This window comes from Streptomyces sp. NPDC014861 (assembly GCF_043081625.1).
GTDB lineage: Bacteria > Actinomycetota > Actinomycetes > Streptomycetales > Streptomycetaceae > Streptomyces.
This window is the reverse complement of the sequence record NZ_JBIBWV010000002.1, coordinates 503767-526679: the sequence shown is the minus strand read 5'-3', so window position 1 is coordinate 526679 and position 22913 is coordinate 503767. Positions and strand designations below refer to the sequence as shown.

At 71.6% G+C, this 22913-nt stretch carries 21 protein-coding genes; 11 read left to right on the top strand and 10 right to left on the bottom strand.

All coding sequences use genetic code 11. The features are described 5' to 3' along the window. Positions 1-11 precede the first annotated feature (11 nt). From ppdK to ACF1BN_RS06040, 3 genes are all read right to left on the bottom strand, one after another. Positions 12-2723 (bottom strand): pyruvate, phosphate dikinase, encoded by a 2712-nt coding sequence (gene ppdK, locus ACF1BN_RS06050; RefSeq protein WP_392330343.1) that lies wholly within the window; start codon positions 2721-2723, stop codon positions 12-14. Between the two features lie 358 nt (positions 2724-3081). Continuing rightward, positions 3082-4218: a tRNA dihydrouridine synthase DusB gene (gene dusB, locus ACF1BN_RS06045; protein ID WP_392330342.1), complete on the bottom strand. Its 1137-nt coding sequence runs from the start codon at positions 4216-4218 to the stop codon at positions 3082-3084. Between the two features lie 420 nt (positions 4219-4638). Further along, positions 4639-4815, bottom strand: a complete 177-nt coding sequence (locus ACF1BN_RS06040; protein WP_392330341.1) for a DUF6243 family protein — start codon at positions 4813-4815, stop codon at positions 4639-4641. 231 nt (positions 4816-5046) lie between these two features. Between ACF1BN_RS06040 and ACF1BN_RS06035 the strand changes: the two genes are divergently transcribed. Both ACF1BN_RS06035 and ACF1BN_RS06030 read left to right on the top strand, forming a co-directional pair. Next, a complete protein-coding gene (locus ACF1BN_RS06035) occupies positions 5047-6054 on the top strand; it encodes an aldo/keto reductase (RefSeq protein WP_392330340.1) in 1008 nt (335 codons plus the stop codon). 16 nt (positions 6055-6070) lie between these two features. Next, positions 6071-6664 carry a TetR family transcriptional regulator gene (locus ACF1BN_RS06030; RefSeq protein ID WP_392330339.1) on the top strand — a complete coding sequence of 198 codons (594 nt, stop codon included), beginning with the start codon at positions 6071-6073 and terminating at the stop codon, positions 6662-6664. A gap of 75 nt (positions 6665-6739) precedes the next feature. On the opposite strand, the gene ACF1BN_RS06025 is transcribed toward ACF1BN_RS06030, so the two are convergent. Further along, positions 6740-8122, bottom strand: a complete 1383-nt coding sequence (locus ACF1BN_RS06025; protein ID WP_392330338.1) for a glycine--tRNA ligase — start codon at positions 8120-8122, stop codon at positions 6740-6742. A gap of 165 nt (positions 8123-8287) precedes the next feature. Between ACF1BN_RS06025 and ACF1BN_RS06020 the strand changes: the two genes are divergently transcribed. From ACF1BN_RS06020 to ACF1BN_RS06005, 4 genes are all read left to right on the top strand, one after another. Next, positions 8288-9295, top strand: a complete 1008-nt coding sequence (locus ACF1BN_RS06020; protein WP_392330337.1) for a metal ABC transporter substrate-binding protein — start codon at positions 8288-8290, stop codon at positions 9293-9295. Between the two features lie 23 nt (positions 9296-9318). Continuing rightward, positions 9319-10083 carry a metal ABC transporter ATP-binding protein gene (locus ACF1BN_RS06015; protein ID WP_392330336.1) on the top strand — a complete coding sequence of 255 codons (765 nt, stop codon included), beginning with the start codon at positions 9319-9321 and terminating at the stop codon, positions 10081-10083. A gap of 2 nt (positions 10084-10085) precedes the next feature. Continuing rightward, positions 10086-10982, top strand: a complete 897-nt coding sequence (locus ACF1BN_RS06010) for a metal ABC transporter permease (RefSeq protein ID WP_392330335.1) — start codon at positions 10086-10088, stop codon at positions 10980-10982. Between the two features lie 82 nt (positions 10983-11064). Beyond that, positions 11065-11475, top strand: a complete 411-nt coding sequence (locus ACF1BN_RS06005; RefSeq protein WP_360307538.1) for a Fur family transcriptional regulator — start codon at positions 11065-11067, stop codon at positions 11473-11475. A gap of 69 nt (positions 11476-11544) precedes the next feature. Here ACF1BN_RS06005 and ACF1BN_RS06000 read toward each other — a convergent pair whose 3' ends face one another. The 3 genes from ACF1BN_RS06000 to ACF1BN_RS05990 form a co-directional block, all read right to left on the bottom strand. Further along, positions 11545-12369 carry an isoprenyl transferase gene (locus ACF1BN_RS06000; protein ID WP_392330334.1) on the bottom strand — a complete coding sequence of 275 codons (825 nt, stop codon included), beginning with the start codon at positions 12367-12369 and terminating at the stop codon, positions 11545-11547. A gap of 13 nt (positions 12370-12382) precedes the next feature. Then, on the bottom strand, positions 12383-13132 hold the full coding sequence (gene recO, locus ACF1BN_RS05995; protein WP_390066792.1) for a DNA repair protein RecO: 750 nt from the start codon (positions 13130-13132) through the stop codon (positions 12383-12385). Positions 13133-13254: 122 nt separating this feature from the next. Then, positions 13255-13470, bottom strand: coding sequence for a hypothetical protein (locus tag ACF1BN_RS05990; protein ID WP_392330333.1), 216 nt, complete (start codon positions 13468-13470; stop codon positions 13255-13257). Between the two features lie 649 nt (positions 13471-14119). Between ACF1BN_RS05990 and ACF1BN_RS05985 the strand changes: the two genes are divergently transcribed. The 3 genes from ACF1BN_RS05985 (at position 14120) to ACF1BN_RS05975 (ending at position 17010) form a co-directional block, all read left to right on the top strand. Beyond that, positions 14120-14605 (top strand): hypothetical protein, encoded by a 486-nt coding sequence (locus ACF1BN_RS05985; RefSeq protein WP_392330332.1) that lies wholly within the window; start codon positions 14120-14122, stop codon positions 14603-14605. 99 nt (positions 14606-14704) lie between these two features. After that, positions 14705-15517, top strand: coding sequence for a hypothetical protein (locus tag ACF1BN_RS05980; RefSeq protein ID WP_392330331.1), 813 nt, complete (start codon positions 14705-14707; stop codon positions 15515-15517). Positions 15518-15642: 125 nt separating this feature from the next. Beyond that, positions 15643-17010, top strand: a complete 1368-nt coding sequence (locus tag ACF1BN_RS05975; protein WP_392330330.1) for an FAD-dependent oxidoreductase — start codon at positions 15643-15645, stop codon at positions 17008-17010. A 124-nt stretch (positions 17011-17134) separates the two neighbouring features. Here ACF1BN_RS05975 and ACF1BN_RS05970 read toward each other — a convergent pair whose 3' ends face one another. The 3 genes from ACF1BN_RS05970 to leuA all read right to left on the bottom strand — a co-directional run bounded on the left by ACF1BN_RS05970 (position 17135) and on the right by leuA (position 21300). After that, complete coding sequence (locus ACF1BN_RS05970; protein ID WP_392330329.1) at positions 17135-17827, bottom strand: TerB family tellurite resistance protein; 693 nt, start codon at positions 17825-17827, stop codon at positions 17135-17137. Between the two features lie 127 nt (positions 17828-17954). Beyond that, a complete protein-coding gene (locus ACF1BN_RS05965) occupies positions 17955-19331 on the bottom strand; it encodes a choice-of-anchor A family protein (RefSeq protein WP_392330328.1) in 1377 nt (458 codons plus the stop codon). Between the two features lie 205 nt (positions 19332-19536). Further along, positions 19537-21300, bottom strand: coding sequence for a 2-isopropylmalate synthase (gene leuA / locus ACF1BN_RS05960; RefSeq protein WP_392330327.1), 1764 nt, complete (start codon positions 21298-21300; stop codon positions 19537-19539). Between the two features lie 293 nt (positions 21301-21593). Here leuA and ACF1BN_RS05955 point away from each other — a divergent pair, with 293 nt between their 5' ends. Both ACF1BN_RS05955 and ACF1BN_RS05950 read left to right on the top strand, forming a co-directional pair. Further along, positions 21594-22637, top strand: coding sequence for a M4 family metallopeptidase (locus ACF1BN_RS05955; protein ID WP_392330326.1), 1044 nt, complete (start codon positions 21594-21596; stop codon positions 22635-22637). A gap of 21 nt (positions 22638-22658) precedes the next feature. Continuing rightward, positions 22659-22907: a protealysin inhibitor emfourin gene (locus ACF1BN_RS05950; RefSeq protein ID WP_392330325.1), complete on the top strand. Its 249-nt coding sequence runs from the start codon at positions 22659-22661 to the stop codon at positions 22905-22907. Positions 22908-22913 lie beyond the last annotated feature (6 nt).

The following is a 22913-nucleotide window of genomic DNA, read 5'->3' as shown; positions in this document are numbered from 1 at the left end:
GGCCCCTCGGGTCAGCGGCTGTCGCTGCCCTTCGACTCGGCGGCCGCGCGGCCCGCCTCCAGACGCGCCACCGGGATCCGGAACGGCGAGCAGGAGACGTAGTCGAGGCCGACCTCGTGGAAGAAGTGCACCGACTCCGGGTCGCCGCCGTGCTCGCCGCAGACGCCGAGCTTGATGTCCGGGCGGGTGGCCCGGCCGGCCTCGACCGCGGAGCGGACCAGCGCGCCGACGCCGTCCTTGTCGATGGTCTCGAAGGGGCTGACGCCGAAGATGCCCTTCTCCAGGTACGCGGTGAAGAAGCTGGCCTCCACGTCGTCGCGGGAGAAGCCCCAGACCGTCTGGGTGAGGTCGTTGGTACCGAAGGAGAAGAACTCGGCGGCCTCGGCGATCTGGCCGGCGGTGACGGCCGCGCGGGGCAGCTCGATCATGGTGCCGAGCGCCAGCTTCAGCTCCACGCCCGTCTCCGCCACGACCTCGGCGATGACCCGCTCGGCGTCCTCGCGGACGATCTCCAGCTCCTGGACGGTGCCGACGAGCGGGATCATGATCTCGACGCGCGGGTCGCCCTTCGCGTCGATCCGCTGGGCGGCGGCCTCGGCGATCGCCCGGACCTGCATGGTGAACAGACCGGGGATGACCAGGCCGAGGCGGACGCCGCGCAGACCCAGCATCGGGTTCTGCTCGTGCAGCCGGTGCACGGCCTGGAGCAGGCGCAGGTCGTTCTCGTGCGGCTCCTTGCGGGACTCGGCGAGGGCGACGCGCACCGACAGCTCGGTGATGTCGGGCAGGAACTCGTGGAGCGGCGGGTCGAGCAGGCGGACCGTGACCGGCAGCCCGTCCATCGCCTCGAAGAGCTCGACGAAGTCGGTCTTCTGGAGCGGCAGCAGGGCCTTGAGGGCCTCGTCGCGCTCGGCGTCGGTGTCGGCCAGGATCAGGCGCTCGACGTACTGGCGGCGCTCACCGAGGAACATGTGCTCGGTGCGGCACAGGCCGATGCCCTGCGCGCCGAAGCGGCGGGCGCGGGAGGCGTCCTCGGCGTTGTCGGCGTTGGCGCGGACCCGCAGCCGGCGGACGCGGTCGGCGTAGGCCATGATCCGGTGGACGGCCTGGACCAGCTCGTCGGCGTCGTCGGCGCCGGCGTGCATCCGGCCCTCGAAGTACTCGACCACCGGGGACGGTACGACGGGTACCTCACCGAGGTAGACCTTGCCGGTGGAACCGTCGATCGAGACGACGTCGCCCTCCTCGATGACCGCGCCGGAGGCGGTGGTCATGCGGCGGCGCTTGGTGTCGACCTCCAGCTCCTCGGCCCCGCAGACACAGGTCTTGCCCATGCCGCGGGCGACGACGGCGGCGTGCGAGGTCTTGCCGCCGCGCGAGGTCAGGATGCCCTCGGCGGCGATCATGCCGTCCAGGTCGTCCGGGTTGGTCTCGCGGCGGATCAGGATGACCTTCTCGCCGGAGCGGGACCACTTGACGGCCGTGTACGAGTCGAAGACGGCCTTGCCGACGGCGGCGCCCGGGGAGGCGGCGATGCCGCGCCCGATCTGCTCGACCTTCGCGTCCTCGTCGAACTTGGGGAACATCAGCTGGGCCAGCTGGGCGCCGGTGACGCGCTGGAGCGCCTCGGCCTCGTCGATCAGGCCCTGGTCCACCAGCTGGGTCGCGATGCGGAAGGCGGCACCGGCGGTGCGCTTGCCGACGCGGGTCTGGAGCATCCAGAGCTGGCCGCGCTCGATGGTGAACTCGATGTCGCAGAGATCCTTGTAGTGGGTCTCCAGCGTGTTCATGATCTGCATGAGCTGGTCGTACGACTTCTTGTCGATCGACTCGAGGTCGGCCAGCGGCACCGTGTTGCGGATGCCGGCGACGACGTCCTCGCCCTGCGCGTTCTGGAGGTAGTCGCCGTAGACGCCCTCGTGGCCGGAGGCGGGGTCGCGGGTGAAGGCGACGCCGGTGCCGGAGTCCGGGCCGAGGTTGCCGAAGACCATCGAGCAGACGTTGACGGCGGTGCCGAGGTCGCCGGGGATGCGCTCCTGGCGGCGGTACAGCTTCGCGCGGTCGGTGTTCCACGAGTTGAAGACGGCCTCGATGGCGAGGTCCATCTGCTCGCGCGGGTCCTGCGGGAAGTCGCGGCCGGTCTCGGCCTTCACGATCGCCTTGAAGTGCTCGACGACCCCGCGGAGGTCGGCGGCGTCCAGGTCGGTGTCGCTGGCGACCTGCTTGGCGGCCTTGGCCTCGTCGAGGGCGTCCTCGAAGAGCTCGCCCTCGACGCCGAGGACGGTCTTGCCGAACATCTGGATGAGCCGGCGGTACGAGTCCCACGCGAAGCGCTCGTTGTCCGCCTGGCGGGCGAGGCCGTTCACGGACTCGTCGGAGAGGCCGATGTTGAGGACCGTGTCCATCATGCCGGGCATGGAGAACTTGGCGCCCGAGCGGACCGAGACGAGCAGCGGGTCGTCGGCCTGGCCGAGCTTCTTGCCCATCTGCCGCTCGAGGGCGTCGAGGTGGGCGGAGACCTCGTCGCGCAGGGCGACGGGCTCCGAGCCGGACTCGAGGTAGACCTTGCACGCCTCGGTGGTGATCGTGAAGCCCGGGGGGACCGGAAGGCCGAGGTTGGTCATCTCGGCGAGGTTGGCCCCCTTGCCACCGAGCAGGTCCTTCAGGTCCCTGTTGCCCTCGGTGAAGTCGTACACGAACTTCTGATCATTGTTTTCCGACACGGGTCTCGACTCCTCGACGACTCGGTTGGCTGCCCTGACGGCGAGGAACATACCCAGATCGAAGGCTTCTGGGGAGGTACGCCTACCGGTCACACGGTCGTAACCACCCGTCCGCCCCCACTTCGAAAGTTACCGAGGCGAAGCTTCCGCTTTCACGCCCCGAAGCCCGCTTGACCCAATCCAGGGAATAGACGCTCACATGAGCGCCCACATCGCCCATTTGCGTTCAACTCTTGAACACAAAAGGGGTGGCACCCGGTGCCACCCCTTCAGGCGGTGCAGTTGCTCGTAACATGCTCATCTGAGCACCACCCCCCTCAGGGGTGGCGAGGATCACTCCCTCGAAAGGCCGAAAATCTCAGCCGCCGGACGTGTCCAGCTCCGCGTCCTCGCTCACTCCGGCGCAGTCGTAGGGGTCCTTCAGCCAGCCGTCCGGCAGGACAACCCGGTTGTTTCCGGACGTACGACCCCGAGGGCCGTCCGCGCCCGCCGGCCACGGCTGGTCCAGATCCAGCTCGCTCAACTGAGCGCGCAGCTCGTCCAGGGAGGAGGTGACCGCGAGCCGCTTCCGCATCTCCGAACCGACCGCGAACCCCTTCAGGTACCAGGCCACGTGCTTGCGGAAGTCGATGACACCGCGCGACTCGTCACCGATCCACTCCCCGAGCAGCGTCGCGTGCCGCACCATCACGTCGGCGACCTCCCGCAGCCCCGGGGTCCGGTACCCGCCGGTGCCCTCCAGGCCCGCCACGAGGTCCGAGAAGAGCCACGGCCGGCCCAGGCAGCCGCGGCCGACGACCACGCCGTCGCAGCCGGTCTCGCGCATCATCCGCACGGCGTCGTCGGCCGACCAGATGTCGCCGTTGCCCAGCACCGGGATCTCCGGCACGTGCTCCTTGAGCCGCGCGATCGCGTCCCAGTCGGCCGTACCGCCGTAGTGCTGCGCCGCCGTCCGCCCGTGCAGGGCGATGGCCGTGACGCCCTCCTCGACGGCGATCCGGCCCGCGTCGAGGTAGGTGATGTGGTCGTCGTCGATGCCCTTGCGCATCTTCATGGTGACCGGCAGGTCGCCGGCGTTCGTCACGGCCTCGTGGAGGATCGCGCGCAGCAGCGGGCGCTTGTACGGCAGCGCCGAGCCGCCGCCCTTGCGGGTCACCTTGGGCACCGGGCAGCCGAAGTTCAGGTCGATGTGGTCGGCGAGGTCCTCGTCGACGATCATCCGCACCGCCTTGCCGACGGTGACCGGGTCCACCCCGTACAGCTGGATCGAGCGCGGCTGCTCCGTCGCGTCGAACCGGATGAGCTGCATGGTCTTCTCGTTGCGCTCCACCAGCGCCCGGGTCGTGATCATCTCGCTCACGAAGAGGCCCTTGCCACCGCTGAACTCGCGGCAGAGGGTCCGGAAGGGGGCGTTGGTGATGCCGGCCATGGGCGCGAGCACCACCGGCGGCTGCACGACGTGGGGGCCGATGGAGAGGGGGGAGAACGCGGTCATGGAGTCCATTGTCCCGCACCGCGGAACGGGCCGGACGGGCGCACGGGCACGGCCCGCAGGGGCTTGTGGCCCGGGCGGCGGCGAGCGGGCGTCCGGCGCGCCGCGCGAGTGGCACAGGGTGCCGCGGCGGCACTGCCGCCGCCGCGGGTGCCGGAGACCCTTCACTCCTCGACGGCGGGGGCTCGCCGGGCGGAAGCGCCGGGTGTACGGGGCGGGCGACGGGCCCGAGCGGCGGGCCGAGCCGCCGGGGCACGGCGGAGGGCCGGGCCCGGGGTACGGCGATAGGTGCGGGGCACGACGGAGGGCCCGGGGTGCGGCGGAGGGTGCGGATACGGCGGAGGGCCCGGGGCGCGGCGGAGGGTGCGGGTACGGCGGAGGGCCCGGGCCGCGGGTGGCGGTCCGGGCCCTCCGTACGGGCGACTACTCGGTGGTGGTGTCCTGGGTGCGCTCGCGCATCTTCTTCAGGAGGTCCTGCTTCTTCTCCTCCGCGGAGCGGCGGTCGGCGGCGCGGCTCTGTCCGGCGCCGTGCTGTTCGGCGCGGGACAGCTTCTTGCGCTGTCCGCCGACGCCGAGGAGGTTGTTGCGGCTCTTCGCCATGGGGGTCTCCCCTTCGATGAGGTGGGCGGTGGTCGGTGGATCGGCCTGCGCGCCGCTCTCACTCGTAGATCGGGAGGTGAGCAAACATGCCCGCACCGTACCGGGGCCGCGCGCGCCGGTGCATCCGGTTTTCCGGCACACCCCGGGGGTCGAATGACAGATATTGAAATCTGTCATCAGTCATGTCATGGTGGAAGGGCACCCCTCCCCTCCTCCCCTCAGGAGACCGCCATGCTTCCCACCCGCACCCTCGGCACCACCGGCCCCGCCGTCTCCGCGCTCGGTCTCGGCTGCATGGGGATGTCCGCCCTCTACGGCGAGGCCGACCGGGCCGAGTCGATCGCGACGATCCACGCGGCCCTGGAGGCCGGCGTGACCCTGCTCGACACCGGCGACTTCTACGGCATGGGCCACAACGAGCTGCTGATCGCCGAGGCCCTGCGCACCGCGCCCGCCGGACTCCGCGAGAAGGCGCTGACCAGCGTGAAGTTCGGCGCGCTGCGGACCGTCGAGGGCGGCTTCACCGGCTACGACGGCCGCCCGGCGGCGGTGCGGAACTTCGCCGCGTACTCGCTCCAGCGGCTCGGCACCGACCACATCGACGTCTACCGGATCGCCCGCGTCGACCCCGACGTGCCGATCGAGGAGACCGTCGGCGCCATCGCCGGGCTGGTCGAGGCGGGGCACGTCCGGCACATCGGCCTCTCCGAGGTCGGCGCGGACACCCTGCGCCGGGCCGCGGCCGTGGCCCCGATCGCCGACCTCCAGATCGAGTACTCGCTGGTCTCCCGGGGCATCGAGGAGAAGATCCTGCCGACCGCCCGCGAGCTGGGCATCGGCGTCACCGCGTACGGCGTGCTCTCGCGCGGCCTGATCAGCGGCCACTTCACCCGCGACCGGGCGCTCGCCCCCGGCGACTTCCGCGGCATGAGCCCCCGCTTCCAGGGCGAGAACCTGCACCGGAACCTCGACCTCGTGGACCGGCTGCGGACCGTCGCCGAGGCCAAGGGGGTCTCCGTCGCCCAGATCGCGATCGCCTGGGCCCTGTCCCGGGGCGAGGACGTCGTGCCGCTGGTCGGCGCCCGCACCCGGACCCGGCTCACCGAGGCGCTGGGCGCGCTGGATGTGGTCCTCGACGCCTCCGACCTCGCCGCGATCGAGCGGGCCGTGCCCGCGGGCGCCGCGGCCGGCGAGCGCTACCCGGAGGCCCAGATGGCCCACCTGGACAGCGAGCACTGACGGGTACTGTCGGTCCATGGCCGCCACCGAGACCCTCACCGCCGAACGCATCCTCGAAGCCACCGAGGAGGTGTTGCGGCGGTACGGCCCCGCGAAGGCCACGGTGGTGGACGTGGCACGGGCGCTCGGCGTGAGCCACGGCAGCGTCTACCGCCACTTCCGCACCAAGGCGGCCCTGCGCGAGGCGGTCACCGAGCGGTGGCTGGAGCGGAACGTGATCGAGCTCCGTCCGTACGCCGAGGGCCCCGGGCCCGCCGACGAGCGGCTGAGCGGCTGGCTGCGCCACCTCTTCGCGCTCAAGCGGCAGAAGGCGGGCGGCGACCCCGAACTGATGGCCACGTACATGGTGCTCATCGGCGAGAACAGCGCGGTCGTCGACCGGCACGTGGACCACCTCGTGGAGCAGATCGCCGCCATCCTCGCGGACGGCGTCCGCGAGGGGGTCCTCGCCGCCGCGGACCCCGGCCTCACCACCACCGCCCGGGCCGTCTTCGACGCCACCGACCGCTTCCACGACCCGGCGCACGCCGCCGACTGGTCCGCGCCCGGCATCGAGTCCGCCTTCGAAGCGGTCCTCTCCCTCGTCCTCAGGGCGCTGCGCCGGGCCTGAGGCACCGGCACCCGCGTACGGGGAAGCCCCCGGTCCGAGACTCGGACCGGGGGCTTCCCGCGTGCGGGCGGAGGGTCAGCAGCCGATGAGGCGGCTGGCGAGGTAGCCCTGGATCTGGTCGAGGGAGACCCGCTCCTGCTTCATGGTGTCGCGCTCGCGCACGGTCACCGCGTCGTCCTCGAGGGTGTCGAAGTCGACGGTGATGCAGAACGGGGTGCCGATCTCGTCCTGGCGGCGGTAGCGGCGGCCGATGGCGCCGGCGTCGTCGAACTCGATGTTCCAGTTCTGGCGCAGGTCCGCCGCGAGGCCCTTGGCCTTCGGGGAGAGCTGCGCGTTGCGGGAGAGCGGCAGGACGGCGGCCTTGACCGGGGCCAGGCGGTGGTCGAGGCGCAGCACGACGCGCTTCTCCATGACGCCCTTGGCGTTGGGCGCCTCGTCCTCGGTGTACGCGTCCAGGAGGAAGGCGAGCATGGTGCGGCCGACACCGGCGGCGGGCTCGATGACGAACGGCGTGTAGCGCTCGCCGGTCTCCTGGTTCAGGTACGTCAGGTTGGCGCCGGAGGCCTTGGAGTGGGCGCTCAGGTCGTAGTCGGTGCGGTTGGCGACGCCCTCCAGCTCGCCCCACTCGCTGCCGCCGAAGGAGAAGCGGTACTCGATGTCGGCGGTGCGCTTCGAGTAGTGGGAGAGCTTCTCCTGCGGGTGCTCGAACCAGCGCATGTTCTCCTCGCGCAGGCCGAGGTTGGTGTACCAGTTCCAGCGCTGCTGCATCCAGTACTCCTGCCACTCCTCGTCCTCGCCCGGCTTGACGAAGAACTCCATCTCCATCTGCTCGAACTCGCGGGTCCGGAAGATGAAGTTGCCCGGAGTGATCTCGTTCCGGAAGGACTTGCCCATCTGCGCGATGCCGAACGGGGGCTTCTTGCGCGAGGTCGTCTGCACCTGGGCGTAGTTGGTGAAGATGCCCTGGGCGGTCTCGGGGCGCAGGTAGGCGACGGAGCCGGAGTCCTGGGTCGGGCCGAGGTGGGTGGAGAGCAGGCCCGAGAAGTTCTTGGGCTCGGTGAAGGTGCCCTTGTTGCCGCAGTTCGGGCAGTTGAGGTCGGTCAGGCCGTTCTCGGGGAGGCGGCCGTGCTTCTCCTCGTACGCCTCCTCCAGGTGGTCGGCGCGGAAGCGCTTGTGGCAGGAGGTGCACTCGGTCAGGGGGTCGGTGAAGGTGGCGACGTGACCGGACGCCTCCCAGACCTCGGTCGCCAGGATGACCGACGAGTCGATGCCGACGACGTCCTCGCGCGCGGTGACCATGTAACGCCACCACTGGCGCTTGATGTTCTCCTTGAGCTCGACACCCAGCGGTCCGTAGTCCCAGGCGGCACGCTGACCGCCGTAGATCTCGCTGCACGGGTAGACGAAGCCACGGCGCTTGCTCAGGCTGACGATGGTGTCGATCTTGTCGGCGGCCACGGTGCTCTCTTCATTACGACGACGAAGTGCGAATGCCACAGGTTACCGGCGCCCGCACCCTCCGTATCAAATCGGTTCGGTGGCCGGCGGCCCCGCGGGCCGCGTGGCCGGGACCACAGCTCCGGCAATTGACAACCGTTTCCAATTTTGTTGAAAATGAGTGTCATGAACGTACGCCGTCTGATACCCACCACCGCCGTCGCCGGAGCCGTCACCCTCGGACTCGTCACCCTCTCCGCCTGCGGCGGAAGCTCCTCGGCCGCCGACAAGGGGACGGACGGCAAGCTGGACGTCGTCGCGTCGTTCTACCCCGTGCAGTACCTCGCCGAGCAGATAGGCGGCGGCCACGTGGCCGTCCAGACCCTGACCAAGCCCGGCGTCGAGCCGCACGACCTGGAGCTCAAGCCCCGGCAGATCGGCGAGCTCTCCGACGCCGACGTCCTCCTCTACCTCAAGGGCGTCCAGCCCGCCGTCGACAAGGCCATCGACCAGGCCGGCGTGAAGCACACCGTCGACGCCGCGACCCTCACCACCCTCGAGTCCCACGGCGCCTCGGCCGGCGAGGGCCACGACCACGCCCACGAGGGCGAGGAGTCCCACGAGGGCCACGAGGGCGAGTCCCACGAGGGCCACGACCACGGCTCCGAGGCCGGCACCGACCCGCACGTCTGGCTCGACCCCGTGAAGTACGCCGAGGTCGCCAAGGGCGTCGGCGCCGCCTTCGCCGAGGCCGACCCGGACCACGCCGCCGACTACGAGAAGAACACCGCCGCCCTGGTGAAGAGGCTCGGCGAGCTGGACACCGCCTTCGAGACGGGCCTGAAGAACACCGGGACCCGCACCTTCATCACCACCCACTCCGCCTTCGGCTACCTCGCCGAGCGCTACCACCTGGAGCAGGAGGGCATCACCGGCATCGACCCCGAGTCCGAGCCGAGCCCCGCCCGCATCAAGGAGCTCCAGGACATCGCGAAGGCCGACAAGGTCTCCACCGTCTTCTTCGAGACCCTCGCGAGCGACAAGACCGCGAAGACCCTCGCCGGCGACACCGGTCTCAGGACCGACGTGCTCGACCCGCTGGAGGGGATCACGGACAAGTCCCGGGGCGACGACTACTTCGAGGTCATGCAGTCCAACCTCGCCGCGCTGAAGAAGGCCCTCGGCGCCAAGTGACCACAGCACAGCAGGAGGCACCCGTGAGCGACGAGCCCGTCATCTCCGTCCGCGGCGCCACGGCGGCCCTCGGCGCCCGCCCCGTCCTCCGGGGCGTCGACCTCACCGTCCGGCGCGGTGAGGTCGTCGCCCTGCTCGGCGCCAACGGCTCCGGAAAGTCCACCGCCGTCCGCGCGGTCATCGGCCAGGTCCCGCTGACCGGTGGCACCATCGAGCTCTTCGGCACCGAGCGGAAGCGGTTCCGCGACTGGGCCCGGGTCGGCTACGTGCCCCAGCGCACCACCGCCGCCGCCGGCGTCCCCGCCACCATCCGCGAGGTCGTCTCCTCCGGCCGGCTCTCCCGCCGGAAGTTCGGCTTCGCCACCAGGGCCGACAGAGCCGCCGTCGACCGGGCCATCGAGCTCGTCGGCCTCACCGACCGGGCCGGGGACTCCGTCTCCGCGCTCTCCGGCGGCCAGCACCAGCGGGTGCTCATCGCCCGCGCGCTCGCCTCCGAGCCCGAGCTCCTGATCATGGACGAGCCGATGGCCGGCGTGGACCTCGCCAGTCAGGAGGTGCTCGCCACGACCCTGCGCGAGCAGGTCGCCGGCGGCACCACCGTCCTCCTCGTCCTGCACGAGCTGGGCCCGCTGGAGCCCCTCATCGACCGCGCGGTCGTCCTGCGCGACGGCTGCGTCGTCCACGACGGCCCGCCGCCCGAGGGCGTCGGCCAGCACGCGCTGCCCGGCCACGACCACGTACATCCGCACGCGGCCGGCGAGCCGCTCCGCACGGGACTGCTGACCTGACCATGGACTTCCTCGAACCCGCCTTCATGCAGCGGGCGCTGCTCGCGGCCGTGCTCGTCGGCATCACCGCGCCCGCCGTCGGCATCTACCTCGTCCAGCGCCGCCAGGCCCTGATGGGCGACGGCATCGGGCACGTCGCCATGACCGGTGTCGGCCTCGGCTTCCTGCTGAACGCGAGCCCGATCTGGATGGCCACCGCCGTCGCCGTCGCCGGCTCGGTCGCGATGGAGCTGATCAGGGCGTACGGCAAGACCCGCGGCGACCTCGCGCTCGCCCTGCTCTTCTACGGCGGCATGGCCGGCGGCGTCCTGCTGATCAACCTCTCGCCGACCGGCTCCAACGCCAACCTCAGCACCTACCTCTTCGGCTCGCTCTCCACGGTCTCCACCGAGGACGTCACCGCGATCAGCGTTCTCGCCGCCTTCGTGGTCCTCGTCACCGTCGGCCTGCGCAAGCAGCTCTTCGCGGTCAGCCAGGACGAGGAGTTCGCCCGCGTCACCGGCCTGCCGGTCCGGCTGCTCAACCTGCTGATCGCGGTCACGGCCGCGGTCACCGTCACCGTCGCCATGCGGGTCGTCGGCCTGCTGCTGGTCAGCGCGCTGATGGTCGTGCCGGTGGCGGCGGCCCAGCAGCTGACGAAGTCCTTCCGGGCCACCTTCGTGCTCTCGGTGGCGACCGGCATCACGGTCACCCTGGCCGGCACGGTCACCTCCTACTACCAGGACGTCCCGCCCGGCGCGACGATCGTTCTGTACGCGATCGGGGTCTTCGTCCTGCTGACGCTGCTGGCCTCCCCGCTCGCCGGGCGACGGGCCCGGGCCGCCGCGGCCGCCGCGGTCGAGGGGTGCGACACCTCCCTCCCGGCGGGCCGGAAACCGGCCGACGACGTCAAGGTCTGAGCCGGGAGGGACCGGGACCGCCCTCGGGGTGGAAGGGGACTGGCAGAATGAGGGGGGCAACGGAATCATCTAGGAGGCCCCCGTGGCGACGGCAGGACCCCCCGTACGCGGCCGCTCCACCAGGCAGCGCGCCGCCGTGGCGGCAGCGCTGAGCGAGGTGGACGAGTTCCGCAGCGCCCAGGAGCTGCACGACATGCTCAAGCACCGCGGCGACTCCGTCGGCCTCACCACCGTCTACCGCACCCTCCAGTCCCTGGCGGACGCGGGCGAGGTGGACGCGCTGCGCACCAGCGACGGCGAGACCGTCTACCGCCGCTGCTCGTCGGACGACCACCACCACCATCTGGTCTGCCGCGCCTGCGGCAAGGCCGTGGAGGTCGAGGGCCCGATGGTCGAGCAGTGGGCCGAGGCGGTCGCCGCCGAGCACGGCTTCGTGAACGTGGCGCACACCGTCGAGATCTTCGGCACCTGCGCGGAGTGCGCGGCGAAGTGAGCTGAGACCTGACATACGCGGGGGCCGTACCGGACGATTCCGGTACGGGCCCCCGCGCGCGGGGCCTCGTCAGGCCTTGTCGAGGACGGCCAGGTCGGCCGGGTCCACCCCGCCGAAGCGGCGGTCGCGCTGGGCGAACTCGACGCAGGCGCGCCACAGGTCCCGGCGGTCGAAGTCGGGCCAGAGCACGTCCTGGAAGACCATCTCGGCGTACGCGCTCTGCCAGATCAGGTAGTTGGACGTGCGCTGCTCGCCGCTGGGGCGCAGGAAGAGGTCCACGTCCGGCATGTCCGGGTAGTAGAGGTACTTCTGGATCGTCTTCTCGGTGATCTTCGACGGGTCGAGCCGGCCGGCCTTCACGTCCTCGGCGAGCGCCTGCGCGGCGTCCGTGAGCTCGGCGCGGCCGCCGTAGTTCATGCAGAAGTAGAGCGTGAGCCTGGTGTTGTCCTTGGTCTGCTCCTGGGCGATCTGGAGCTCCTTGGCCACGGACTTCCACAGCTTGGGCATCCGGCCGACCCAGCGGACCCGGACGCCGAGGGAGTCGAGCTGGTCGCGGGACTTGCGGATGAAGTCGCGGTTGAAGTTCATCAGGAAGCGCACCTCCTCGGGCGAGCGCTTCCAGTTCTCGGTGGAGAAGGCGTACAGGGAGATCGATCCGACGCCCATCTCGATGGCGCCCTGGAGGACGTCGAGGACCTGCTCGGCGCCGACCTTGTGGCCCTCGGTGCGGGGCAGTCCGCGCTCCTTGGCCCAGCGGCCGTTGCCGTCCATGACGATCGCGACGTGTTCCGGCACGAGCTCGGACTGGAGCTTCGGCGGGCGGGCGCCGGACGGGTGCGGCTCGGGGGTGCTGTACTCCCGGCGCTGGCGCCCGAGGAGTCGTGCGATGGCCATGGCGTGGTCTCTCCTAGCTTTTCTCTACGTACCGCAGGGAGCGCAGGCCGCGCTCCAGGTGCCAGTGCAGATAGGCGGACACGAGTCCGCTGCCCTCCCTGACGTGACGCGGCTCGCACGCGTCCGCCGTCGCCCAGTCGCCGGTGAGCAGCGCGCTGAGCAGGCCGATGGCCTCCGCCGAGGGTACGACGCTTCCGGGCACCCGGCAGTCGCCGCATATGACGCCGCCCGCGGCCACCGAGAAGAACCGGTTGGGGCCGTCGAGTCCGCACTTGGCGCAGTCCGAGAAGGAGGGCGCGTAGCCGTTGACGGCGAGGGAGCGGAGCAGGAAGGCGTCGAGGATGAGATGGGGGGCGTGCTCGCCCCGGGCGAGGGTCCGCAGCCCGCCGACGAGCAGCAGGTACTGCTGCACGGCCGGTTCGCCCTCGTGGTCGGTGAAGCGCTCCGCGGTCTCCAGCATGGCGGTGCCGGCGGTGTAGCGGGCGTAGTCGGTGACGATGCCGCCGCCGTACGCGGCGATGGTCTCGCTCTGGGTGCAGAGCGGCAGCCCGCGTCCGATCAGCTCGCTCCCGCGGGCGAAGAACTGCACGTCCACGTGGGAGAAGGGTTCGAGGCGCGCGCCGAACTTGGACTTGGTCCGGCGCACCCCGCGCGCGACGGCGCGGACCCGGCCGTGGCCGCGGGTGAGGATCGTGATGATGCGATCCGCTTCGCCCAGCTTCTGGGTGCGCAGCACGATGCCGTCGTCGCGGAACAGACTCATGGGCCCCATTCTCCCGTACGCGGGGCCGCTCCCGGGCGCCCGTGCGGATCCGGGACGCCGGAGCGGGCGGTGGGCCCGGTCACACCGGGGCCGGGGCGGGTGCGGCGGAGGGGGCCGGGGGGTCAGGGGACCTCTCCGCGGCTGCGGGCGTTGGCGTGGGCGGTGGCGGCGCTGAGGCGCTCCGCCGAGGTGGCCTCGCGGACCTCTTCGGGGGCCACGTCCCACTCGCGCCCTCCGCCGAGCGGGCGGACCTGGACGTAGGGCCCCTCGTGGCCCATCACTCTCGCGACCCGCCCGGTGCGGATCTCCACGACGTACGCCCCGATCGGCAGTGCCATGACCGGCCCTCCTCCCCGGCGGTCCGGGTCCGGCGGGGCCGGCCGGGTCCGCCGTGCGGTGTCCCTTGCGAGCGAGCGGCCGCGGGGACGGCGGGGCCGCGGGCCGGACGCCGGGGCCGGCGGGGATCGCCTCCGTGCCGTTCCCGCGGTTCTCCGGCTCCGCGTGCCGCGCCGCTCCGACTTCCCCCGTGGTCGTTCTCTCCTGGTGTCTTCCTTCACCAACGTATGCCTTTCTGAATCCATTTCCCCCTTCCCCACTCCCGGCCGGTCGGTGATCCGTAGAATCGTCGGACGCACCAAGGGAGTTCGGGACGTTCCCGCACGCCACCGGGGCGGGATGTTCGAGCGGAGAATTCGATTCACGGCCGTCGGGTCGGGCGTGGAATCGGCGAAGTACCGTAAATCCGGGGGATTCTCGAACGGCCGTCCTGATGCGTCGGGGAATTGTTCTCCGGGGTCCCGTGTTTTCGCTCCGGCGCACGCCGGGGCGCGTGAAGGGGGCGCGCGGAACGGGCCCGTCCGGAACCCGCCGCGGGAGCCCGGACGTGGTGCGGGGCGGGCCGGTGCCCCTACGATCGGCGCGGGAGCGTCGCCCTGTCGCCCGGAGGCGCCCCGGGACCGAAGCGACGGCGGCGGAGGAAGACGGACGATGACGGCCACCCCCTCTCTGGTCCTGCGCGGTGGCGAATCGGTTCTCCGCTTCGCGGGCGGGCCCGTGACCCTGCACCGCGTGGACAAGGAGCACCACATACCGCTGGCGGCGATCTCCTTCGTCCACGCCGAGGGCCGCTCCCTCGCCATCGTCCTGACGGCGTCGGGCACGAACGAGCCGACCATCTACCGGGTCACCGACGTCGACGAGGCCGACGCGCTCGCCTTCGCGGAGGCCGTCACCGCGGCCCTGCCCGAGGCTCCGGCCCCCGACGGCGCCGAGCTCGTGACCACCCGCGCCCCTGAGCCCCCGCGCACCCGCCGTCCGGCGGCGGCGGTCGTCGCCCTGCCGCTCGTCGCGCTGGGCGCGTTCCTCGCGCTGAACGCCCCCCGGGGCCCCTACGCGGCGGTGTTCTGGCTCCTGACCCTGGCGGCCGCCGCCGGGGGCGGCTTCCTGGCGTACAGGGCGCGGCGGAGGCCCTGACGGCCCCGGCGCCGGGGCCTCCGGGGCGGGGCGGGCCGGGGGCGCGGAGCCTCGGGAAGGGACTGACGCCGGCGCAGGGCCGCCCGTACGATCATGCACATGTCGAGACCACTCCCCTCCTTCCCCGTCCTCCGGGGCCGCGACGGCGCCGTCCTGACCGCCGAGGACGCCTACCTGGTCCTCGACCTCCCCGTCGAGCAGATCACCTTCACGGCCGACGGGCTCGGGCGGCTGCGGGCGGAGGGGCGGACGCTCCTCATCGAGCTGCGGGCCAGGACGGGGACGACGCCGATCGTCCACCGGATCGACGACGTCGACGAGGAGGACGCGCGCCGCTTCGCCGACCGGATGAACGAGGCGCTGGCGAGGCGGGTGGACGACGACGACGTCGACGGGGCCCGGTTCGCCGTCATCCGCCACCTGGGCCCGACCTGGCGGAAGGGCTTCCACCGGCGGCTCGGGCGGGGCCTGCTCGCCCACCTGCTGGCCCTGCTCGCCCTGGGGGTGGCCGGCGCCGTGACCGGCCACGGGGACGTGGTCGCCGCGGCGGTCGTGCTGGGCGGCTTCGGCTGGCTGTGCCTCGCCATGGGCTGGTACGGGGCCGCGCGCAGCCGGCGCGAGAGGTGGCTGCGCCGGCACGGCGTCCTGGCGACCGCCGTCCGGACCACCGGCCGGGGCGGATACATGTACCCCGACGGGACCGGCGCCTACCGCGGCTTCCTGCACGGCGACGACGACCCGGCCCTCACGGTGGGGTTCCCGGCGGACGCCCCGGAGGACGTGCTGGTGCTGTCCAAGCCGTTCACCGATCTGGTGAACTCCCTGGCCGGCCCCTTCCTCGTGTTCGCCGCGGCCGTGCTGACGATCGCCCTCGGGGCGCTGTCGGCCGCCCTCTTCTCAGGAGCGCTTTGAGAAGTCATAAGTCTGCCTTATGGGGGCATAGACCGGGGTCGGGTACCACTCTTCGCCGGATGTTAATTAGGGTGGCCTAAGTGTCGGCGGCTCCGCCGCACGCCGTATGCGAAGGGAACCCAGTCATGCCCCGCCCCCTCCGGGTCGCGATCGTCGGCGCCGGCCCCGCCGGCATCTACGCCGCCGACGCGCTGCTGAAGTCCGACACGGCCACCGAGCCGGGCGTGTCCATCGACATCTTCGAGCGGATGCCGGCCCCCTTCGGCCTCATCCGGTACGGCGTCGCCCCCGACCACCCGCGGATCAAGGGCATCATCACCGCCCTCCACCAGGTCCTCGACAAGCCGCAGGTCCGCCTCTTCGGCAATGTGAACTACGGCACCGACATACACCTCGACGACCTGCGCTCGTTCTACGACGCCGTGGTCTTCTCGACCGGCGCCATGTTCGACCGCGAGCTGAAGATCCCCGGCGTGGACCTGGACGGCTCCTTCGGCGCCGCCGACTTCGCCTCCTGGTACGACGGCCACCCGGACGTCCCGCGCACCTGGGACCTCTCCGCCGAGAAGGTCGCCGTCCTCGGCGTCGGCAACGTCGCCCTCGACGTCGCCCGCATCCTCGCGAAGACCGCCGAGGAGCTGCTGCCGACCGAGATCCCGGCCAACGTCCACGAGGGCCTGAAGGCCAACAAGGCCGTCGAGATCCACGTCTTCGGCCGCCGCGGCCCCGCCCAGGCCAAGTTCAGCCCCATGGAGCTGCGCGAGCTGGACCACTCGCCCACCATCGAGGTCATCGTCAACCCCGAGGACATCGACTACGACGAGGGCTCGATCGCCGAGCGCCGCAAGAACAAGCAGACCGACATGGTCGCCAAGACCCTGGAGAACTGGGCGATCCGCGACATCGGCGACCGCCCGCACAAGCTCTTCCTGCACTTCTTCGAGTCCCCCGTCGAGATCCTCGGCGAGAACGGCGAGGTCGTCGGCCTGCGCACCGAGCGCACCGAGCTCGACGGCACCGGGAACGTGAAGGGCACCGGCGTCACCACCGACTGGGACGTCACGTCCGTCTACCGCGCCGTCGGCTACCTCTCCGACGAGCTGCCCAAGCTCCCCTGGGACACCGTCAGCGGCACCGTCCCGGACGAGGGCGGCCGCGTGATGGAGGGCGAGGAGCACATGGCCTCCACCTACGTCACCGGCTGGATCCGCCGCGGCCCGGTCGGCCTCATCGGCCACACCAAGGGCGACGCCAACGAGACCGTCGCGAACCTCCTGGAGGACTTCGCCGCCGGCCGCCTCCTCACCCCCGCCAGCCCCGAGACCGACGCGATCGTCGGCTTCCTGGAGGGCAAGGGCCTCACCTACACGACATGGGAGGGCTGGTACGCCCTCGACGCCGCCGAGAAGGCGCTGGGCGAGCCGCAGGGCCGCGAGCGCGTGAAGATCGTCGAGCGCGAGGACATGCTCCGGGCGAGCGGCGCCATCGGCTGACACGGCGCGACACCGCGAAGCGGGAAGGGGGCATCCACCGGGTGCCCCCTTCCCGTGTCCGGTCCTGGGCCGGAAGGACGGGACGAGTCCGGCTCGACCGGGACGTCGCGCCTGAGGCCCCGGCTCAGGAGACCGTCCGGGCGGAGGCCAGCAGCCGCAGGACGTCCTCGGGCGGGAGGCCGAGCGCCGTCCCGACGGTGCCCAGGACCTCCTGCTCGGCCGGGCTGTAGCCGCCGTCGGCCAGGGCGATCCGGGCCGCCTGGAGCAGCAGCGCCTCGCGTCCGGCGGGCTCCAGGTGCGGGCTGAGCGGGGCGACGGCCTCGTGGATCTCGATGGCGAGGAGGGCGCCCTCGGGGTTGATCTCCGGCATGAAGCGGCCGGTGTCGGCCTCCAGCGCCTCGACCAGGTCGACGAGCTGGACGGCCGTGCAGTCGGCGTAGCCGGCGGACCGGACGGCGCGCACGGCCCGGTCGAGGACCTCGCGGGAGCCGGTGCCGCCCGCCGCCAGCACGGCGAGGGCGACGGTGTGGACGGCGTCCCGCAGCATCCCGGAGAAGCGGCCGGTGGTCGGCCGCTCCAGCACCTCGGTGCCGAAGTGGGTGTGGCAGGCGGCGCACTCCACGACCGGCCCGGTACAGCCCCGGGGCAGCAGCGGTACGCCGAGGACGGCGAACCGGCGGCGGCCGGTGCGCCGCCGGTAGCCGCGGTCCCCGCCGCACTCCTCGCAGAAGAACTCGCCGTCGCCGATGGTGTTCCAGGAGGTGCGGATCCCGCAGACGGTCAGCTTCCCACCACGTGTTTTCCTGGCAGAACGCACGCGCACCTCCTCAACGGCCCGGCTGCACTGCCGGTGCGTTGGCGTGATGTTAGCCACATCCATGATGTGACGTCAGCACCTCGTCCGTACTTCGCACCGGAGATGGCCGAGACACGACACCGGGGTTTCAGGCCCGGCGGCGGCGCTTGGCGAAGGCCAGGAACCCTCCGCCGAGCAGCAGGGCGCCGACGGCGGCCCCGATGACACCGGGCCCGATGGCCGAACCGGTCGTCGCGAGATCACCCTCCGGGGTGGTCGCGGAGGGGGCCGGCGTCGGCGCGGTCCCGTCCGGGGTCCCGGCGGGCGCGGTGCTTGCGGACGGGGTGCCGGAGGGCTCCTCCGAGGGCGCCTGGGAGCCCGTCTCGGAGGGCGCCGGGGCGGTGGTCTCCGGGGTGCCGGGGGCCGAGGTGGTGGGCGCCGGGGCCGAGGTGGTGGGGGCGGGCGGCTCGGTGGTGGCCGGCGGGGTCGGGACGGGGGTGTCGGTCGGCTTCGGGGTCTCCGGGGTGACGACCGGGCCGGGGGTGGTCGTCCCGGGGAGGCAGCCGGCGAAGGTCATCTGGTGGGTCTCGGCGCCGGGCACGGTGACGAGGTTCTTCGCGATGACGGCGCCGTTGACGTGGCCGGGGCCGACGCCGGGGCCGCCCATGTGGACGGTGGCGCCGGGCGCCAGGATCGTGCCGGGCCAGGAGGTGTAGTTCTTCTTCACCGTGGTGGCCTGCGGGAAGTTCCACAGCAGCTTGGAGCGGATGGTCCGGTAGGCCTGGTCCGGCACGTTGTAGTCGTCGACGACGGGCAGCCCGCCGGCGAGGTTCTTGTAGTAGACGCCGTAGGTGGCGTTCGCGTTCATGTCGTACGTGGCGCCGAGCACGTTCACCAGGGTCGAGGCGCCGACCGGCACGTCGAAGGTGATCGCGCGGGCCTTCTGGAGGTCGGCGGCGTCGACGGCGAAGACGTTGAGCGTGGCGTCGGTGCCGGTGAGGAAGAGGCCGTCGCCGGAGGCGGAGACCGAGCCGTTGGGCTTCTCGCCCGCCCAGCCGGCGGAGAGGGTCCGCAGGTTCGCGAACTCCTTGCCGAAGTCGACCGGGGAGGCGCCCTCGGTGATCGGGCCGTCGACGCCGAAGTTCTTGCCGCCGGAGGCGTTGACCACCTTGCCGGCTGTACCGGTGCCCTTGGTGATGACGACCTGGTTGGCGGAGAGGGTGCCGCCGACGACGAGGCTGTGACCGCCGGGGAGCTTCCCGAGGTCGCCGGGGGTGAGCTGGTAGCCGACGGAGAAGCCGGAGGACAGCGCCGGGTCGCCGAAGGTCGCGTCGCCGCCGACCGCCACCGCGCCCTCGGAGTCCGAGTGCCGCACCGAGTCGCCCTCGACGAACTCGGCGTAGAGACCGGCGGTGCCGAGCGGGTTCGGCGCGCACTGCGCGGGGGCGGCGGAAGCGGCGGGGGCCCAGGCGAGGGCGGCTCCGGTCACCGCGAGGACGGTGGCGACGGCAGCGGACGTGCGCATGCGGAACTCCAGGTCAGGGAGTACGGGGGAGGATGGTCCGTACCATCCGTCAGACCTTGATGTGCCGTCAACTGCCCTCATATGGCAAGGATTCCGGCATGTCCCCATGATCTTCCTTAAGTGCATCTGAAACCGTGACGCACTTCACAAAAAGACGGCGCCCCGCCCCCCTCTCGGAGGGGCGGGGCGCCGGGAGCGCGCGAGGTCAGCGGGCCGCGCGGTTGACCGCCGAGATGACCGCCTTCAGGGAGGCGCGGGTGGTGTTGGCGTCGATGCCGATGCCCCACAGCACGCGTCCGTCGATGGCGCACTCGATGTACGAGGCGGCCTGCGCGGAGGCTCCCTCGCTCATGGTGTGCTCCTGGTAGTCCAGCAGGCGGGCGTCCACGCCGACCGACTGCAGGGCGTCGAAGAAGGCGGAGATCGGGCCGTTGCCGGCACCGGTCAGGACGGTCTCGACGCCGTCGACGACCGCCTCGACCTTCAGGGTGTCGGTGCCGTCGGTGTCGGAGGTGGACTGGTTGGCGCGCAGCTGGATGCGGCCCCAGGGGTTCTCCGGGTTGGGCAGGTACTCGTCCTGGAAGACGGACCAGATCGCGGCCGGGGTGACCTCGCCGCCCTCGGCGTCGGTCTTGGCCTGGATGATCCGGGAGAACTCGATCTGCATCCGGCGGGGCAGGTCCAGCTTGTGGTCGTTCTTCAGGACGTAGGCGATGCCGCCCTTGCCGGACTGCGAGTTGACCCGGATGACGGCCTCGTAGGAGCGGCCGACGTCCTTGGGGTCGATGGGCAGGTAGGGGACGGCCCACTCGATGTCGTCGACGGTCTTGCCCCGGGCGGCCGCGTCGGCCTCCATCGCGTCGAAGCCCTTCTTGATGGCGTCCTGGTGGGAGCCGGAGAAGGCGGTGTAGACCAGGTCGCCCGCGTAGGGGTGGCGCGGGTGGACCTCCATCTGGTTGCAGTACTCGCTGGTGCGGCGGATCTCGTCGATCTGCGAGAAGTCGATCTGCGGGTCGACGCCCTGGCTGAAGAGGTTCATGCCCAGGGTGACCAGGTCGACGTTGCCGGTCCGCTCGCCCTGCCCGAACAGGCAGCCCTCGATGCGGTCGGCGCCGGCCATGATGGCCAGCTCGGCGGCGGCGACGGCGGTGCCGCGGTCGTTGTGCGGGTGGACCGACAGGCAGACGTGCTCGCGGCGGGTCAGGTTGCGGGACATCCACTCGAAGCGGTCCGCGTGCGTGGAGGGGGTCGACCGCTCCACGGTGGCCGGCAGGTTCAGGATGATCTCGCGGCCGGGGCCGGGCTGCCAGACGTCGCAGACCGCCTCGCAGACCTCCAGGGCGAAGTCCAGCTCGGTGTCGGTGAAGATCTCGGGGCTGTACTGGTAGCCGAAGGCGGTCTCCGGGCCCAGCAGCTTCTCGGCGTACTCCATCACCAGGCGGGTGCCGTCGACGGCGATCTGCTTGATGTCGTCCTTGGAGCCGCGGAAGACGACCCGGCGGAAGGTCGGCGCGGTGGCGTTGTACAGGTGGACGGTGGCGCGCCTGGCGCCGACCAGGGACTCCACGGTCCGCTCGATCAGGTCCTCGCGGGCCTGGGTCAGGACGGAGATGGTGACGTCGTCCGGGATCGCGCCCTCTTCGATGATGGAGCGGACGAAGGCGAAGTCGGTCTCGCCGGAGGACGGGAAGCCGACCTCGATCTCCTTGTAGCCCAGGCGTACCAGCAGGTCGAACATCTCGCGCTTGCGGGCCGGCGACATCGGGTCGATCAGGGCCTGGTTGCCGTCGCGCAGGTCGGTGGAGAGCCAGCGGGGCGCCCGGGTGATGCGCTGCTCGGGCCAGGTGCGGTCGGGGATCTCGACGGCCTCGTAGCGGCCGTACTTGTGGATCGGCATCCCGGACGGCTTCTGCGTGTGCGTCGCGTTGGTGACGGGCGTGGGCCTGCTGACGAACGGAGACTGGGACATTGCGTAGGGCTCCTCGGGTCCTTCACGGGGGACGGCCGACTGTCGAACGCAACACCGAAACCCGCGGGGAGGGGGTCGGCCTACGACTACAGGCCCTCGCCGCGGCAGCTAAGGAGAAGCAGCCCGAAACGCATGATGTGCGTCACCATAGCCCAGGGCCGGGGAAGGCGGACGTCTGTTTCAGTATGCGGGACGGCGGTGTCGTCAAGGCTGAATGGTGACTCATCACTCCATTTCGCCAATCCTCGTCGCCTCTCGTGACAAGTGCGTCACTCACTGCCACATTTCCGAGTATGACCTCCCCCTTCTGCACGATCGTGCCGCCCCACCTCCTGGAGCACCTGGCGGCCTCCGCGAACCCCGCCGTCGCCGCCGCCGCCCGCCGCACCCTGATCGCCGACGCCTCGGCCCGTACCGCCCGGGTCCTCCCCCGCACGGCCGCCGCGCCGTCCGCCGCGCCGGCGGAGCCCGCGTCCCCGCGCCGGACCGTGTACGACGCCCAGCGCCGTACCGAGCTGCCCGGGGTGAAGGTCCGCGACGAGGGCGGTGAGGCGACCGCCGACGCCACCGTCAACCGGGCCTACGCCGGTCTGGGCGCCACCTTCACGCTCTTCCGGGACGCCTTCGGCCGTGACTCGATGGACGGGGCCGGGCTGCCGCTGCTCGCGACCGTCCACTACGACGAGAAGTACGGCAACGCCTTCTGGAACGGCGAGCAGATGGTGTTCGGCGACGGCGACGACGAGATCTTCCTCGACTTCACCCTGCCGGTGGACGTCATCGCGCACGAGCTGGCGCACGGCTTCACCCAGTACACGGCGAACCTGGAGTACTTCAGCCAGTCCGGCGCGCTCAACGAGTCCGTCTCCGACGTCTTCGGCGCGCTGGTGAAGCAGCACGCGCTCGGCCAGACCGCCGAGCAGGCCGACTGGCTGATCGGCGAGGGCCTCTTCCACCCGGACGTGGAGGGGACGGCGCTGCGCTCGATGAAGGCGCCGGGGACCGCGTACGACGACGACGTGCTCGGCAAGGACCCGCAGCCCGCCCACATGGACGACTACGTGCGCACCGGCCGGGACAACGGCGGTGTGCACATCAACTCCGGCATCCCGAACCACGCCTTCTACCTGGCGGCGACCGAGCTCGGCGGCCACGCCTGGGAGCGGGCCGGACGGATCTGGTACGACGTCATGACGAGCGGAACGCTCGCCCCGGACACCCGCTTCTCCGAGTTCGCGGTGGCCACGGTGGCGGCGGCGCGGGCGCGGTACGGCGACTCGGCGGAGATCCAGGCGGTCACGAAGGCGTGGGCGGCCGTGGGCGTGCCGACCGACTGACCCGGCTGGTAGACAGGGCCCATGCGGATTCGAGTGCGGCGCACGGGTGGTTTCGCGGGCATCGAGCGGTCGGCGGAGGTGGAGGTCTCGGGCCCCGAGTGGGAGTCCCTGGCCTCCGCCGTCCTCGCGGCGCCGGAGGCCACCCGGGTCGTCCCGGACGGCTTCTCGTACGAGATCACCGTCGACGGCCGGACGGTCCGCTGCGCCGACCCCCACCTGTCGGAGGCGCAGCGGACCCTCGTGTCGAGGGTGCTGAGGGAAGGCGCCTGATCCCGG

What these genes read in the sequence shown, in the direction of transcription:
- dusB (WP_392330342.1), bottom strand. Translation starts at nt 4,218, where the DNA reads ATGACCGCGTTCTCCCCCCTCTCCATCGGCCCCCACGTCGTGCAGCCG.
- ACF1BN_RS06040 (WP_392330341.1), bottom strand. Translation starts at nt 4,815, where the DNA reads ATGGCGAAGAGCCGCAACAACCTCCTCGGCGTCGGCGGACAGCGCAAG.
- ACF1BN_RS06035 (WP_392330340.1), top strand. Translation starts at nt 5,047, where the DNA reads ATGCTTCCCACCCGCACCCTCGGCACCACCGGCCCCGCCGTCTCCGCG.
- ACF1BN_RS06030 (WP_392330339.1), top strand. Translation starts at nt 6,071, where the DNA reads ATGGCCGCCACCGAGACCCTCACCGCCGAACGCATCCTCGAAGCCACC.
- ACF1BN_RS06020 (WP_392330337.1), top strand. Translation starts at nt 8,288, where the DNA reads ATGAACGTACGCCGTCTGATACCCACCACCGCCGTCGCCGGAGCCGTC.
- ACF1BN_RS06010 (WP_392330335.1), top strand. Translation starts at nt 10,086, where the DNA reads ATGGACTTCCTCGAACCCGCCTTCATGCAGCGGGCGCTGCTCGCGGCC.
- ACF1BN_RS06000 (WP_392330334.1), bottom strand. Translation starts at nt 12,369, where the DNA reads ATGGCCATCGCACGACTCCTCGGGCGCCAGCGCCGGGAGTACAGCACC.
- recO (WP_390066792.1), bottom strand. Translation starts at nt 13,132, where the DNA reads ATGAGTCTGTTCCGCGACGACGGCATCGTGCTGCGCACCCAGAAGCTG.
- ACF1BN_RS05990 (WP_392330333.1), bottom strand. Translation starts at nt 13,470, where the DNA reads ATGGCACTGCCGATCGGGGCGTACGTCGTGGAGATCCGCACCGGGCGG.
- ACF1BN_RS05985 (WP_392330332.1), top strand. Translation starts at nt 14,120, where the DNA reads ATGACGGCCACCCCCTCTCTGGTCCTGCGCGGTGGCGAATCGGTTCTC.
- ACF1BN_RS05980 (WP_392330331.1), top strand. Translation starts at nt 14,705, where the DNA reads ATGTCGAGACCACTCCCCTCCTTCCCCGTCCTCCGGGGCCGCGACGGC.
- ACF1BN_RS05975 (WP_392330330.1), top strand. Translation starts at nt 15,643, where the DNA reads ATGCCCCGCCCCCTCCGGGTCGCGATCGTCGGCGCCGGCCCCGCCGGC.
- ACF1BN_RS05965 (WP_392330328.1), bottom strand. Translation starts at nt 19,331, where the DNA reads ATGCGCACGTCCGCTGCCGTCGCCACCGTCCTCGCGGTGACCGGAGCC.
- leuA (WP_392330327.1), bottom strand. Translation starts at nt 21,300, where the DNA reads ATGTCCCAGTCTCCGTTCGTCAGCAGGCCCACGCCCGTCACCAACGCG.
- ACF1BN_RS05955 (WP_392330326.1), top strand. Translation starts at nt 21,594, where the DNA reads ATGACCTCCCCCTTCTGCACGATCGTGCCGCCCCACCTCCTGGAGCAC.
- ACF1BN_RS05950 (WP_392330325.1), top strand. Translation starts at nt 22,659, where the DNA reads ATGCGGATTCGAGTGCGGCGCACGGGTGGTTTCGCGGGCATCGAGCGG.